At 62.0% G+C, this 15,131-nt stretch carries 9 protein-coding genes and 3 tRNA genes; 7 read left to right on the top strand and 5 right to left on the bottom strand.

All coding sequences use genetic code 11. The features are described 5' to 3' along the window. Positions 1 to 148 precede the first annotated feature (148 nt). Positions 149 to 949 (top strand): hypothetical protein, encoded by an 801-nt coding sequence (locus KBC96_06870; protein MBP6964109.1) that lies wholly within the window; start codon positions 149 to 151, stop codon positions 947 to 949. Positions 950 to 1,070: 121 nt separating this feature from the next. On the opposite strand, the gene KBC96_06865 is transcribed toward KBC96_06870, so the two are convergent. Together KBC96_06865 and KBC96_06860 are read right to left on the bottom strand one after the other, a co-directional pair. Further along, a complete protein-coding gene (locus tag KBC96_06865) occupies positions 1,071 to 2,069 on the bottom strand; it encodes an aldolase catalytic domain-containing protein (GenBank protein MBP6964108.1) in 999 nt (332 codons plus the stop codon). A 251-nt stretch (positions 2,070 to 2,320) separates the two neighbouring features. Beyond that, positions 2,321 to 2,782 (bottom strand): DUF1572 family protein, encoded by a 462-nt coding sequence (locus KBC96_06860; GenBank protein MBP6964107.1) that lies wholly within the window; start codon positions 2,780 to 2,782, stop codon positions 2,321 to 2,323. Positions 2,783 to 2,920: 138 nt separating this feature from the next. Between KBC96_06860 and KBC96_06855 the strand changes: the two genes are divergently transcribed. From KBC96_06855 to KBC96_06840, 4 genes are all read left to right on the top strand, one after another. Next, positions 2,921 to 4,918, top strand: a complete 1,998-nt coding sequence (locus KBC96_06855; protein ID MBP6964106.1) for a hypothetical protein — start codon at positions 2,921 to 2,923, stop codon at positions 4,916 to 4,918. A gap of 100 nt (positions 4,919 to 5,018) precedes the next feature. Then, positions 5,019 to 5,094: transfer RNA gene (locus tag KBC96_06850), tRNA-Gly, on the top strand. A 4-nt stretch (positions 5,095 to 5,098) separates the two neighbouring features. After that, a tRNA-Arg gene (locus KBC96_06845) sits at positions 5,099 to 5,174 on the top strand. 43 nt (positions 5,175 to 5,217) lie between these two features. After that, positions 5,218 to 5,294 (top strand) — tRNA-His (locus KBC96_06840). A 148-nt stretch (positions 5,295 to 5,442) separates the two neighbouring features. Here the strand turns inward: KBC96_06840 and KBC96_06835 are convergent. After that, positions 5,443 to 6,735 carry a TolC family protein gene (locus tag KBC96_06835; GenBank protein ID MBP6964105.1) on the bottom strand — a complete coding sequence of 431 codons (1,293 nt, stop codon included), beginning with the start codon at positions 6,733 to 6,735 and terminating at the stop codon, positions 5,443 to 5,445. Positions 6,736 to 7,034: 299 nt separating this feature from the next. Between KBC96_06835 and KBC96_06830 the strand changes: the two genes are divergently transcribed. Together KBC96_06830 and KBC96_06825 are read left to right on the top strand one after the other, a co-directional pair. After that, the gene (locus KBC96_06830; GenBank protein MBP6964104.1) at positions 7,035 to 9,329 is read left to right on the top strand and encodes a hypothetical protein; all 2,295 of its coding nucleotides are present in this window, start codon (positions 7,035 to 7,037) and stop codon (positions 9,327 to 9,329) included. Next, on the top strand, positions 9,330 to 12,548 hold the full coding sequence (locus KBC96_06825) for a beta-galactosidase (GenBank protein MBP6964103.1): 3,219 nt from the start codon (positions 9,330 to 9,332) through the stop codon (positions 12,546 to 12,548). On the opposite strand, the gene KBC96_06820 is transcribed toward KBC96_06825, so the two are convergent. After that, positions 12,535 to 13,488 carry a glycoside hydrolase family 43 protein gene (locus KBC96_06820; protein MBP6964102.1) on the bottom strand — a complete coding sequence of 318 codons (954 nt, stop codon included), beginning with the start codon at positions 13,486 to 13,488 and terminating at the stop codon, positions 12,535 to 12,537. The genes KBC96_06825 and KBC96_06820 overlap by 14 nt on opposite strands. Beyond that, positions 13,485 to 15,131 (bottom strand): cellulase family glycosylhydrolase (locus KBC96_06815; GenBank protein ID MBP6964101.1); only part of this gene is annotated, 1,647 nt, incomplete at its 5' end. The genes KBC96_06820 and KBC96_06815, both read right to left, overlap by 4 nt.

The raw sequence follows: 15,131 nt of genomic DNA, 5'->3' as shown, positions 1-15,131 counted from the left end.
CCTCCGATTCGGTTGACATCGGGCATGCTTCCTTGTCTACTCACGTGGATGGGCGGCGTGGTCTGCCATGTGCTGCCCGCCACCGGGATGTACGCTTGGATCAGCGGCAATCCGAAGCTGACAAGCCCGCTATCCCGCAGGAGATACGATGATGAATAGTCTGCGCACTTCGCTACTGGTGATGGTAGGCATTGCGATCGCTTGTTCCGCTTTCGCGGTCCCTGCTCCGTCCGTCAGGGATCCCGGCGAGAACTTCTGGATGGAGAGGCTCAACGACGACGAGACCGGATGGTCCTGGTTCGACATCAGGTGGAACGACACCCTTACCAAGAGCATGGTCGCGATGCCGTTCTACATGCGCATGTACGACTTCACCGGCGTCTACACCGGCAATGTTCCGGCTGTGTTTCAGCAAAACGCGGCCCCGAAACGAGAAGCCTGGATGTACTGCGTTGACGAGCGACCCATCGTCGACCCCGACTGGTACCGTGACGCCAAGGGTGAACTGCCCAACCCGAACATCGCGCCCGTCACTCAACTCGCCTGGAGTCGAAAGGTCTATCTGATAGACAAGTACGGGCCGTCCTCGGTCTTGGACAGTGTGAAGGGCTCCGCGATGCAGTTGGCGATCTGGGAACTGATCAACGAGACTACCGGGACGCTCAACGTGAGCGCGGGCAAGGGGAGCTTCTTCATATTCGGGGGAAGCCTGAGCTACTGGAGTTCGTCCGTCGCGCTCGCGAATACCTGGCTGAACGAGGTGAGTGCGCTCACATTCCCTGAGGGCTACGGCTCCTGGGACCAGGCTTGGGTGGCGCGAAACGTATCCGCGGGCATGAGTGAGAGCGGCCAGAACCTCAACGAGGTTCCTATCCCCGAGCCGGCGCCGATAGTCGCTCTTGCCGCGGGGCTGCTGCCGCTCCTTGCGTCTTTCCGCCGCAGAACGTGACCTCGCGCATCCGGACTTATCGCAATGGAAGAGAGGCCGCTGAGACGTCTGGTTCTCAGCGGCCTTCTTGCATACATCGAGCCCGGATAACGTTTCACGGCTGCTATCCCCGCGACCCTTCCTACTCCACGTCGATCATCTGGTCGTAGAACCCCACGTAGTCGTGAGGGTTCTCGCCTGAACGCATCTTGATCGCCGCGCGGGGATGCATATTCATCTGGCCGGTGATCATGTAGGGGATCTTGTAGCCCCACTCCATTTCGCCCTTCTGCTCGAGCGGCAGGAATACGTCCTGGATGCATTTCAGCACCGGCCGAAGCTGGAACTTCGGGTTCTTGAGGAACCCGATCAGCAGTTCGAGCGGGCAGTTACCAGCGCCTCGGCCCATCCCGTTGATCGTCGCGTCGAGCCGGTTCGCCCCGACGATCAGCGCCTCCAGGGTGTTCGCATAGGCGAGCATCTGGTTGTTGTGCGCGTGGATGCCGATCTCGATGCCCTTGCCCTCGACCGCCGCCAGGAACTGAAGCGTTAGGTCCCTGATCTGCTCCGAGTAGTACGATCCGAAACTGTCCACGATGTAGATCGCGCACAGCGGCTGGTTTGCCAGGATTTCGAGCGCCTCCCCGAGTTCGCGCTCCTGGATCGCCGATATCGCCATCAGGTTGCAGGTCACATGGTAGCCCTTGTCATGCGCGTCCTTTATCATCTCCAGCGCCGTTGGAATCTGGTGGATGTACGTCGCGACGCGGATGATGTCTATCACGCTCTCCGACTTGGGCAGGATATCGTTGCGGTAGTCGGTTCGCTCGGCGTCGGCCATCACCGCGATCTGCAGGTCGGTCGGGTTGTCGCCAACGATCCGACGGATGCAGTCCTCGTCGCAGAACTTCCAGTCGCCGTGATCGCCGGCCGCGAAGATCTTTCTGTCGGCCTTATAGCCGATCTCCATCGCGTCAATCCCGGCCTCGACGCAGGTATCGTAGACAGCCTTCACGAACCCGTCCTCGAAGCCGTGGTCGTTGATCAGCCCACCGTCCCGGACCGTGCAGTCCAGTATCTTGATCTCCGGCCTGTATGTCAACCACGTGCCCTTTGCCAGCTGATCCTTGATGTGCTCCATTCTCGCCATAGCCATCCCCCGTCCGATGTTACAGATTTGTCACATATTCGCACAACAAGGCTCTTCTGTCAATACCGGTCGGCTGATGAGATGAACTCCGGCATAGTCAGCCGGCCTCTGATCATGCCGCCGGCCTGGCGGAATGTGCGAAACCGCCGGGTGCTGCGCGACAACCGAACCCGGCTGACGTCACACAAGGGAGCGTATCGAGCCCGGACCCGGCTTGACACGAACGGCCCTCGACAGCATACTCACTCCATCCAATGGAAGGCCGAGTCTCCGAGCAAGGTCTGTATGTAGTTGAGCTGCCCATCGTGGTAGGTCATGTGGCTCACCGGCAGGAGAATCGCCTGCCAGAGCGGGAAGACACCTCCCCAGGGCATCGTTGCGTCCTTGTCGAGGTCGTCCTCGCGGATCTTGTCAACGGCCGCGACGACGATACGCGCGCTCTCGAGCACCAGCACGCTGAGTTCGTTCCGGGTGTCGGCCCGTTTGACCTGTTCCGCGAAGGCGGGATCGGGCGTCTCGCCGATAAGCGCGGCCGCGAGTGACGCATTGGTGGCGGCCACTTCCGCCAGGATGTCCTTGGCGGTCTTTGCACACCCCATAGGGCAGAAGCAGAGCTTCTCCTCGGGTATGTACGAGGCATCCTTCACGAGCAGCTCCGCTTGGTTCAGCGTGCTCCCTTGCGCGATTTCCTTGATGGTCGGCATATCGTCTCCTCCTCTATCGCTTCTCTCGCACTAGTGTCATCCTCACCATTCGCCGCGCACCGGCGCCCGTCCTGCGGATGAACGAGCGAAACTCGAGGTTTACAATCCCCGCGGATTTCCCTATGATATATACCGCCCATGGAAACTCCGGAAACCTCCACAACCAGCGAGCATTCGCCGCCTGAGCCCGCCGAATCCGCCGGCCGGGTCACGCCTCGTGCGGTCATCCTGTCGCTGATTCTCGCGTTCGTCAACGACTACTGGCTCGTGCAGATCGAGGTCGTCAGGTACTCTTTCGCCACCTATGCCGCGCCGTTCTACAACTGTATCTTCACGCTGCTGATAGTCACCGCGTCGAACTTCCTCGTGCGCAGGGCGCGTCCGCGGCTGGCGTTGAGCCGCGTCGAACTGCTTACCGTCTACGTGATGCTCTCCATCACCAGCGCGGCCTGCTCTCACAACATGATGCAGATTCTGGTCTCGTTGATGGGCTACGCGTTCTTCTTCCAGTCGCCGGAGAACAGGTGGGGCGAGTTGTTTCTCGACAGGGTGCCAAGATGGCTCACCGTGAGCGATGCGGAGAGCCTGAAGAACTTCTACTACGGGCACTCGACGCTCTACACTCCTGTCAACTACGTTCCGTGGATAGTGCCGGTGCTGTCGTGGTCCGCCTTCGCGGCAGTGCTGCTGTTCACCATGCTGTGCATCAACAGCATCCTTCGCAAGCACTGGGTCGAGTCCGAGCGGCTCACGTTTCCGATCATCATGCTCCCTCTCGAGATGACCGAGGAGTCGGGCGCGCTGTTTCGTAACCGTACCATGTGGATGGGGTTCGCCATCGCGGGCTTCCTGACGTTTCTCGCCGGTATGCACTATCTCTATCCTGCCGTACCGTACATACGCATCGTGAGGCAGGACATCGGCCAGTACGTCGTCAATCCGCCGTGGAATGCCATGGGCGCGATCATAGTCGGCTTCTACTTCTGGGCGATCGCCATCGCCTTCATGATGCCCCTCGAACTCTCGTTCTCGTGCTGGGTATTCTACTGGGTGGTCAAGATGGAGTACGTCGCCACCAGGCAGTTCGGCCTGTACGAGCTGAACGTCGTGGGCGGGAGCTTCGATCGCACATATCCGTTCCTGATCTCGCAGTCCTACGGCGCGTATCTCGGTTTCTTTGTGATGAGTATGTGGTCGAGTCGGCGGTACCTCAAGCGCGTCTTCCGGACGGCCTTTCTCGGCACAGATGAGGAGGACGAGTCGAGAGAGGCGATCAGTTACCGGTCTGCGGTATTAGGGCTGATCGGCGGGTTGCTCTTCCTCGGGGTGTTCGCCCATCGCATGGGCATGACGCTGCCTGTTATCTGCGTGTTCTTCCTGCTGTACCTCATGTTCGCGATCATCATAAGCCGTATCCGCGCGGAACTCGGCTTCCCGACGCATGATATGCACCAGATGAGTCCCGCCTATCCGATCACCACTGCGGTCGGCTCGGATGGCGTCGGCGTGCAGAACCTGGTCGGTTTCTCGCTCTTCCACTGGTTCAACCGCACCTATGCCAGCCATCCGTCGCCGCACCAGTTGGAGGCGTTCAAGCTCTCGGAGCGCGCGGGCAATCCTGCGAGGCAGATGTTCGCCGCGGTCCTCATCGCCGGGGTCTTTGCGTTGCCCCTCGGGTTCTGGAATCTCCTGCACACCTACTATCGCAACGGCGGAGCGACGGCGAATATGGAGATGTGGGCCCTGCAGTTCGGAAACGAGGCTTGGAGCCGGCTCGCGGGGTGGATCAAGCAGCCGACGCCCACGAGCCCGACGTCGCTGATCTTCGTCGGAGTCGGGTTCGCCATTTCGTCCATGCTGGCGTGGCTCCGGCTGAGGTTCTTCTGGTTCCCGCTCCATCCCTTGGCATACGCGATCGCTCCGAGTTGGGGGATATCACAACTCTGGATGCCCATCTTCATCGGGAGCACCGCGAAGTTCCTGACGCTCAAGTTTGGAGGGCTTCGGCAGTACCGTAAGGCGTTGCCCTTCTTCTTCGGCCTGATTCTGGGCGAGGTCACCGTGGGCAGCCTCTGGACGATCGTCGGCGTCGTGTTCGGCTTTCCGACCTACGACTTCTGGCCGGGGAAAATGTGACGTCCACCGGAACCCGCAGCCGGCTTTCGGCGTATTGACAGCTACGCGTGGCACGGGTATAATATCGTGTGCCTGATGCAGGGGTGTTGTGCGGCGAAATGCGGGAGTAGCTCAGTTGGTAGAGCGCTAGCCTTCCAAGCTGGATGTCGCGAGTTCGAACCTCGTCTCCCGCTCCATTCTGCCCTCGTAGCTCAGGGGATAGAGCAACTGCCTTCTAAGCAGTGGGTCGCAGGTTCGATTCCTGCCGGGGGTGCCATTCTCTGTACCCCGTGTTCCCGGGTACTCGCTACTTCTTCATGGCGGGTGTAGCTCAGTTGGTTAGAGCGCCAGGTTGTGGCCCTGGAGGCCGTGGGTTCAAGTCCCATTACTCGCCCCATAGTCGCGAAAAAGCCCGTCCGAATCCGGATGGGCTTTTTCGCGTCACCAAGCTGCTCTGAGATGGTGATTCCGCTGTCCCGGCAGGCAGCATCGCGGACGCCTTGGTCTCTCCCGTGCTTCGGCGCCCGCCGGTCTCCACTCTCTGATCAGTATCCTCTCTTGCCGACAGCCCTGTCGAGCCGGGCCTGCGCGACGTAGCAGTCGTAGAGCGCCCGCGCATGCTGTGCCCGCGCGTCCGCGTACGCCGTCTGAGCGGAGGTTATTTCCAGCGGGATTGCCATCTCCTGCATGTACTTCTCCTTGGCGACCTCGAGGTTCGTCCGCGCCAGTTCGACGCTTGCCGCGCCGGCCTTCAGCCGCTCGAACGCGGTCGTGACGTTGAGATGCGCCTCCTCGACTTCGGCGGATATGTCCCTGAGCAACTGCTCGGACTTCATGGAGACCGAGTCCAGCCTGGCCCTGCTGCCGTCAACTTCGGCCTGGGCCGCGCCGCCGTCCCAGATGTTCAGGTTCAAGGCGACGCCGACGGACCAGCGGTTGTCAAGCTCGCCGATCAGCCCGTAATCGTATGACGCGCTCGCGGTGGGAACCGGGTAAGTCTGGGATCTGGCGTATGAGAGTCCGGCCTTTGCTGATTCAACCTGGGCCAGCGCGCCGGCCGCCTCAGGGCGATCGGTCATAGCGCGCGCCAGGCTGGCGTCGAGAGTCGGGATATCGGGTCGAGGGTCGCTCACGTCCGCGATTGTGAGGGCGGGGCCTCTTCCAAGGCCGACGGCGTTTCTCAAGCTATTGGCGGCGACTCGGACGTCGTTGTCCGCCCGTATCCTGTCGAGCTTCGCGTTGGCAAGCTGAACCTCCACCGGGTAGATGTCTACGCGGGCGGCATCTCCTGCATCTATCTTCGCTCGGATCATTTCCAGCTGCTTCTCCGCTTCGTCCACGGTCTGGGCTGCGATGTCCGCCAGCCGGCTCGTGAGCAGGGCGTCGAAGTACGCTTCGGTCACTATCAGGACCCGTTGCTGTCTGGCCAGCTCGAGGTTTGCGATCGAGCTTCTCTCGGATGCCGCTGCCTGCCGAATCGCCATCCGGGTCAACCCTCCGTCGTAGAGCGTCTCCGTAACGCTCAGGATCGTTCGGTCGTTGGTGAAAGTGCCGGTGCGGATCTGGGTGGAGCCGGTCTGCCCGCCCTCGTATCCGGATTGGGCGTACCCTGAGGACACTCCGAGTCTCGGTAGGTAGCCGGATCTCGCCTGCCTTGTGGCTGCTCTGCTTGACTCGGCGTCTCTTTCTGCCGCCAGCACGTTGTTGTGGTTCGACAGCGCGTGGCGGATGCAGTCGGTCAGGGTCAGCGGGCGGTCAGACGGCAGGTCGGCCGCGAATGACATCGCGCAGGGTAGCATCACCAGCGCCAGTCCGAATACGATCTCAGTGGTTCTCATCGTTGATTGTGCCTTTCCGATTCATATAGTTCCAGTATATTGGTACTAGCGATTGGCAAGGTGTCCGGCAGTTCGGGCACTACTCCGCCGCGTGCTCGCGGGAAACAGTTGGCTTATCTAATGGCTGCATATACTAAGTCTATACTGACTTGGTGACTGCGTCAACTTCCTTCCTCGAACCGGTTGACAGTCGCCTCGCAATGCGGGTGCATGTTGGCGCTGAGCACCCTTCGGAAGGTTTCGACCATAGTCGGCGTCTAATGACATACCAGAGGCGATAGTCCCCAGTGTTGAGGAACATGAGACCTATGACTGCGGTGCTGATTCTGATGATCTCGCAGGCGGCGGGCGCTTCCGGAGACCCGTGCGGACGCTTGCTCCCGCGAATGCTCCACCCGGCCTATCAGGACCTTGTCCCAAGACCGGCGGAGATGTACGGATTCTGGCTATGGACGGGTCCGGACTCGATTCGCGAGCAGATGGAGCGCACCGGCGCCAATGCTTCGTCCATGCACCTCATGATGCAGGTCGAGCAGGCTGAAGACACCCCTCATGGAGTTCGTGTGTCTCCCTCCCCCGTTGTTGATGCCGGACTCGATGCGTTGGCAGGCGCGGGAGTCGGGTTGGGCGAGCACAACAACCCCTTCTTTGTACGCTATCCCGACTGGTTCTGGAGGCTTCGCCAGGAAGCGCGGATGAAAGATCGGGCGGGCAGGAACATCCTTGTGGGCGCAAACCGGGTCCCGGCGATGCTGGACCCGTTGCTCGCCCGGCTCGCGAAGGAGCAGATGACATACATGATCGGGCTGCTGGGCCGGAAGCGCTGGGTCCGCTACTGGGTCATCGGCGGTGAGCAGTCCTGGCCCGACTACTTCGGCCTCCCGGAAGGCGATCACAGTCCTGCGGTGACGAGGCACTTCACCGCTTGGAGAATGCGTACCGGACGGACTGACTGGAGGGAGTTCCGGGATTCGGTCGTCGTTGACCGCTATGCGGGCTACACTCCTCAAATCCACTCGCTCGATCCGACTCGCCCGGCGATGGTCCCGACGCACGGCAACCCATTCGCCTTCGACTTCCGATCGAAACTCGGGTACCCGCTCGGCGACCTCGCTGGCGTCTCGGACGGCTTCGAGGCCGGGCCGATCTCGATTGACGACGACGCCGAGCGCATCATCCGCATGACCCTCGATCAGCAGACGAGTTTCGGCCTGCCGGTAGTCGCGCCCCGCCTGGCCAACAAGCAGCTCGACCCGGCAGCTAAGGGTGGGGGACGAACATTCACCCCGCCGGCTCTTCGTCGGGCAGTCTACGAGGCCCTCGGTCTCGGGGTGTGGCACATCGGGCTCGTGCACTGGCGCGGCGACCTTCCCGACGGCGAATGGGGCATCGCCGGCACGCCTGCCGAGTCGGAGGCGAGGCGCGTCTTCGACGAACTTCGACGCGCCGCGCCGCATCTCGACGGGTGCTCGCGACTCCAGCCTCGCGTGGGGATCTTCATTTCCGACGCGGCCTGGCGCTCCAGGTGGCAGGACCGATGGACGCTGCTCTACGACGAGGCGATCAAGCGCGGCTGGTCGGTTGTGCTTCTGACCGACGCTGAAATAGACGCGCAGCTTGCCAAGGTGACCCCTTTCCTCCTCAGCACGGACAATTCGCTTCTCTCCGAGGAAGCGTGTCGGCGCCTGGGTGAATACACCCGCGCTGGCGGGAAGATCATCCTGCCCCGGGATTCCGGAGGTCCGCCGGTGTCCGTGATCCATCAGACGCAGACGACCTCCGGCGCGAACACATGGCCCGTCAAGGTAGAGCCGCTGGATCTGGATGCCGTCGAGGCCGTCGTCGGCGAGGGTCTGCGCCCCGTGACTGTGATCGAAGAAGGTGTGCACGCCGAGGGCATTGAGCCGCTCCTGCTCACCGACGGGACCAACGTTCAGGTGGTGCTGATCAACCGCACGGACGAGCGCAGAAGCGTCCAGCTCTCGTCAGACAATCTCGGACCCGTCGGACGGGACGGACGAGCCAGAGACCTCCTCACCGGCGAGCCGCTCCTCGGTGGCATCACCATCGAGCCGCTTGGGACCGCCCTGTTCTCCATCGAACCGCCGCTCGGCGCCGAACGCGCGAAATACGAGGTGGAACGGGCCGAGTCCGCCATCGCTCTGTGGACGCGACTCGGTGCGGACACGAAGCGCTTTGGCGCGGTCCTCGACCGAGCGCGCGAGCACCTGGGAGGCGGCCGCTGGTCCAAGGCCTGTGCTCTCTCACGAAGCATCACCCATTCCCTGGCGCTCAGGTCGTCGGTCGAAGGACTCCGCGTCGAGGTGCGGGCATGGGATGCCGACGGTCGTCCCGTCGAGAAGGCTCAGGTTCGCCTTCGTCTCGTGCCGGGCCTCTTCGCGTGGCTAGGCCTCAAGGAGATATCCCCCGGCATCTATCGGCTCGATCTGGCGAGGAATGCCCTCCCGGTGTTCTACAACCCTTCGACCGAGAAGTACGAACTTGCGGACGGCGCGACCGAGATCATCGTCGACGCGTCCATCGAAGACCTTCGTGGAGGCGCGCGGGTTTTCATATCATTGAACGGCAGGTAGATGATGAAGATGCTGATACTCCCGATGCTTGCTATACTGGCATGCGCGATCTCCGCGTCGCATGCGGATGAGCCGCTGATCGGCTTCGTGAACCACTTTCCCTGGATAGACAAGGGGATGGACGACGTGTCCAGGTCCGGCTCCAACGCGGTCATCTTCCGCGCGGTCTCCGGCATCGAGTCGAAGGAAGGTGAGTATGACTTCAGCAGCATAGACCGGCAGATCGAGTTTGCGGAGAACAACAAGCTGAAGATCATCCTGCTCATGGAGGCGAATCCGGTCTACTCGCCGGCCTGGCTGACGGAGCAGTGCCGCTCAGCCGGCGAGATGCAGTTGGATTTCATCGGGCGGCCTCACGCAACGCCTTCAATGACTTCCGGCATCTTCAGGATCTGGCACGAGAAGTTCGTCCGCGCCGTGATCGAACATGTGAAACAACGCGACACGACCGGCGTCGTGATAGGATATCAGCCGGGCGCCGAATGGTGGTACGAATCGGGGTTCCGCTTCAACCCCGCGGAGATTGCCGCGTTCAGAGAGTGGCTCGCGGCGAAGTACGGATCCATCGCGAGACTGAACTCGACTTGGAAGAGCACCTACAGCAGCTTCGACGCGGTCAATCCTCCAAAGCTGACCGGCTCCGACTTGGGAGCGGCGGACCACCTCTCACCGTTCGAGCCCGCCGAGGACGTCGCCAACGATCTTTCGTGGAGCATCCACACCGATGTCCCGATCGAGCCCGGTAAGGAGTACGTCTTCCGAGCGAAGATCCGGGCAATGAACGTGCGCGGTGAGGGTGCCTTCCTCCAGATAGCATGGCGTCAGGGCGACAACGGAACGCCGATCTGGACCTCAAACAGCGACCGGCTGAAGGGCACGGCATCCCAGAGGCAGTTGGAGCTGATCGTGAAAGCGCCGGAACGGGCGAAGTCGGCGTGGCTCCTCCTCAAGCTCCACGGCAACGGCACGGTCAGCTTCGACGACGTCTTCTTCGGGGAAGAGGGCTCCGATAGAAACCTCGCCCCGAATCCGCAGTTCAGTCAGGGCAAGGATGCGCCGGAGCACTGGTTTTTCGATAACTGGATGCAGAGCAGCCGAGCGAAGGGCATATTCGAGGGCGGGCGTCTCACCATCGAAATGCCTCGCGTGGACGACCGGCGCGAGTTGGGGAATATGCGGGCCGCGGCGTATGACTGGTTCACATTCGGCAGCGAGTTCGTCGGCGGCTACATCGAGGGTTTCTGCAGGCTCGTCAAGCACGCCGATCCCTCCCGACTTACGGTCGGCTACCTCACCTACGCTTTCGCCTTCCCTGTGGAGTGGGACTACACCCAGCACGTCGGGATGGCGCTGGATGTGATCCTACCGAAGCTCAGGCACATGGACGTGATCGGGATGCAGATCTGCTCGGCGGACGGCGATCCGGTGAGGATCACGGCGGCGATCGACCTGGCGCGGAAGTATGGGAAGCCGGTCTATGCGATCGATGTGATCGACTTCACGTCCGGCGTCGCGGTCGGATACCCTGCGATGGACGCCGTCACTCGCGAGGCGATCCGTCACGGCGCGACCGGCGTGTTCTACTATTGCTGGTGGGGAACTCCCGACTACGATTACTACACCGGCATGCCGCTCGCAGAACTCGAGAAGATGCTTACGCGCGGCAGGATGTCGGTGGCCGACGGGCCATCGCGGGTGGCGATCATACAGCCGATCCTGCCGACGGCCCTGGCGAGCGGGCCGAAGGACAACGACTTCAGGGACTTCGTCGGTCTGTATAAAGCGGTCACGGAGTCCGGCGCAATCCCTGACATCTGGACGCTCCATGAACTCGCTTCGCAGAGGCCTGACCTCCGGGCGCGATACGACGTGATCTTCCTGCCCGACTGCGCCTACTGCCCGCCTGGAGTGGCGGGAATGCTCTCTGCCTTCATGGAGCGCGGTGGAAAGCTGGTCGTCTCGGGCCGCACTCCGCAGGTCGATCAGATCGGCAACAAGATGAGCGCACGGCTCGACGGAGCGGTCTCCCTCGGACGCTTCGGGACCGACTACCTCGGAAGGGTCGTCCGTTCTACGAGCGCAGCGAATACCCCGCCGCTCTTCAGGCAGATGGACGAACCCGATCTCCGGAAGCGTCGTGAGGGGCTGCGGAAAAGGATCGCCGGCTTCCTCCCCCCGACGATCAAATGGAGCAGCGAATCCCATCCCGGCGAGGGCTTCAAGTGCCCGCTCGAACTCAGAAACGGGGATATCCTGGTCAGCAGGACGGTCCCCGTCGGGGAGGGAGGTGTCTCGATCGCATGCTTCCGAAGTCAGGACGGCGGCCTGACGTGGAGCAAGTTCAGCGATATCGTCCACAGCGACGAGCCTGGCATCGACATCGGCGATGGGCACATGGTCCAGCTTCGGAACGGCGATCTCCTCTACTCATACCGCCGAAACTTGGGCAGGCAGCACAGGTATCGCCTGGAGGTCGCCGCCAGCAGCGACAACGGCGCGACGTGGAAGCCGCACTCCGAGGTCGCACGCAGTGACGGCGATTTCCGAGGCCTCTGGTCCACTTTTCTTCTGGAGCAGAGCGACGGCACGATCCAGTGCTACTATGACGACGAGGACACGCCTGGCAGGGAGGGGTTTCCCAGGCATCAGTGGCTGACGATGAAGACGTGGGACCCGAAGTCGAAGCAGTGGATCGCCCCCGTGACCGTCAGCCGGGCGCACAATCCGGAGCATCTCTCGCGCGACGGCATGTGTACCGTCGTAGAACTATCGAAGAACAGGCTTCTGTGCGCATTCGAGACGGTGCAGACCTATCCTCCGCATCGAGGCGTGCTGATGAGCGTAACCTCGGACGACGGCGGGAAGACCTGGAGTTGGCAGAAGGAGGAGCGCCGTCTGCTCTATCAGCCGCCGAATCCTGACTTCAATGCGCTCGCCCCGTGGATGATCAAGCTCTCGACCGGCGATCTCCTCTGCGTCTTCACGACCGACGAGGATCGCGAGAAGCCAGGAGTCGCCGCCACTGCCGTGATGGACCAGTCGCTGAAGTACATTATCAGCCGTGATGAGGGCAAGACCTGGTCCAAGTCATTGATCGTAGACGCCGGCCACCCGATCTACTTCCCCGGTGTATGCGAGTTGAAGCACGGCACGCAAGACGGATCAGTCCTCGTGCAGTATAGTGGAAGGGTGAAGTTGGGGACGATCAGCCCCAGGTAGGGACGTCTGCGGTCGGCAGCCCACTTCTGGGACCGTCGGGAGTCCAGATGAGCCGGTCGATGCACATGAGGCGGGCGTTCATCTCCGGATTCCATGCGTGGTAGACGATGATCTCTAAGCCGTCGGGTCCCTCGACGAACGAGTTGTGTCCCGGACCGATCACCCCGAGCGCTGAGCGGAGCACTCTCGCGCCGCTTCCATCATTCTGATCCACGTACGGACCCGTGACCGAATCGGCGACGGCGCAGTCCACGCCGTAGGTATCGTTCTTCCAGCACCCGCCGCTGTAGAAGCAGTAGTAGCGCCCATCGTGCTTGAGGACCGCCGGGCCTTCGAGAGTATGCCAGTCGTAAACGCCGCCGTACATCGGTCGGTCGGCCATGAACCGCTGCCAGTCGTGCCTCGCGCGCATGACGACTCGCTCTTCACCGGCGAGCTTCGTCATGCCGATCAACCGATCGACCGCCAGCCCGGTGCCCACACGGAATCCGTCGTCGGTATCGAGGAAGTCGCGGGCGTAGAAGAGGTACCACTCGCCGTCATCGTTCCGGAACGGGCTCGCGTCTATCGAGAACGGGCAGACTGACGGATCGATCACTGGTGTGCCGGTATCCTCATATGGGCCTTCGGGTTTCTCACTCACGGCGACTCGGACGTGATGCCCTTTGTCGCCGTGACCGACCGAATAGTAGAGATAGAACCGCCCGCCGGAGTATGCGACCTCCGGCGCCCAGTAGTCGTTCCCGAGGTCGGGGCTCACCGAGACGAGCGCGTGCCCGAGCGACTCCCAGTTCAAGAGGTCGGCCGACCGCAGCAGCGGGAACCTGCTCGGCTCCGATTCACCGCGCGGCCCGGTCCCGACGGCATAGTACGTCCCCTCATGCCGCCACACGAACGGGTCGGCGAAGTATCGGTCGTGGACGGGGTTGGTGTAGGTCATTCCAGCACCACCGCTACGGACGATCGCTCTCCGCCGATCAGTATCGGCAGATCCCCGTCGGCCGGCCTTGCGGTTCCGTTGCATATCCACTCGCCGGACTTCGTGTCGTAACAGCGATACTTCACCGTCTTGGGGCCGTTCCATGTGATGGACAGCTTCATCTCCGATGGCTTCGAGGACGCAACCCATACCAGTGCGCCCTGCGAGGTGCCCGTCGAGCAGGCGACCCATCCCTCCGGGACCGGCACCCTGATTTCCGAGGGGGTCCCGATCAGCTTCGCCCACGGGACGTCTTTCACGAACTTGCTCATCCGGCCGAGATGCTGATACATGCCCTCGCTCAGATGGTGAGGGCCGCGGTACGGCCACCGAAGGCTGCTTCCCGCCCCGCCTGACGCCAGATGCGCCCACGACATGTGATGGAATACCTCATCGTCGAGCTTCCCATCCGCGATCCATCTGTTGATCGGGCCGTTCTCGCCGTCAATGTACGGCCGGCTGTCCTCGATCTGGCCCAGCGCGTAGGTCACTCCCTTCCGGACCGCAATCGCCGGGCCGATCGGCTCGTCGGGCCACATCGCTGCGTCGAGGTAGAGGTGTGTAGTGGCAAGGTCCATGCCCGGCTGCCTGTATGCCAACTCGCCCCACGCGCCGTCCGGAATCGGATGCCCGGTGGAGATGCAGATCAGGTGATTGCGCCCCCACTTCTGCTTCTCATACTCGCGCACGTAGTCGCCCATCTCCTTCGCCCATGCCTGCGTCTGCTCTCCTGAAGCGTCCCACCACTTGTCCGCCTCGTTCAGAATCTCCCACGCGAAGATCGTGCCCGTGTTGCCCCACCGGTCTATAATGAACTTCAGCCGCCTTTTCTGCGCCTCGATGACTTCCGGCCTGGTGATGAACTCGACGCGCGTTCCGACGGGGCCGCCATTCTTCGAATTGTACGGATTGCGGTCCCAGGTATGGCCCATCCAGAAGGTGTCCCACGGGGTGATCATCAGCTTGATGTCATGTTTCCTGGCAAGGTTGACGATGTTGTCGAGAAACGCCACCTGTTCCACGTTGAACGTGCCGACCGGATCCTCGAGGAGAAACCCTCCCGCGGGCGATTCGAGCATCAGGCGGATGAGGTTCACGCCGCACTCGCTCAGGTGCTTGAAGAACGCATCGGTGACCGCCGGATCGTACTCGGGCCGCCCTATAGCGGACTCGTAGGTCTGAGGCCAGTCGGGATTGTGATTGTAGCCCAGGGGAGTGAAGAACGATCCATCCGAATGGACGAAGTACTTCCCGCCCGGCGCGACCCGGACGTAGTCCTCCTTCGCGGGATTCGTCTTCATCAGCGGCTTGGGGTTCTGTATTCCCTTTCGGAACGCCTCGAAGGCCCTGGCGTAATACTTCTCCAGATCGGCGACGGCATCGCGAAGAACTGCCGAAAGAGCGTCGGCGTCCTCGTCTTGCGCCGCGGCCAGCCTGACGGACCAGCGTTCCTGGGCATTCGTGAGCGCCGTATAAGTCTCGGGATACTCCTGAAGCCATGATCTCCAGAGGAGGGCGTTGTGCCTCAACGAACCGTACTCAGTCGCAGCCTGGACGTCGAGGCTGCGACTGAGTACGGTTCGTTGAGGCACAACGCCCTCCTC

This window comes from Armatimonadota bacterium, from assembly GCA_017993055.1.
Taxonomy (GTDB): Bacteria; Armatimonadota; UBA5829; order DTJY01; family DTJY01; genus JAGONM01.
The sequence above is the reverse complement of the archived record's forward strand: the minus strand, read 5'-3'. Positions and strand labels throughout refer to the sequence as shown.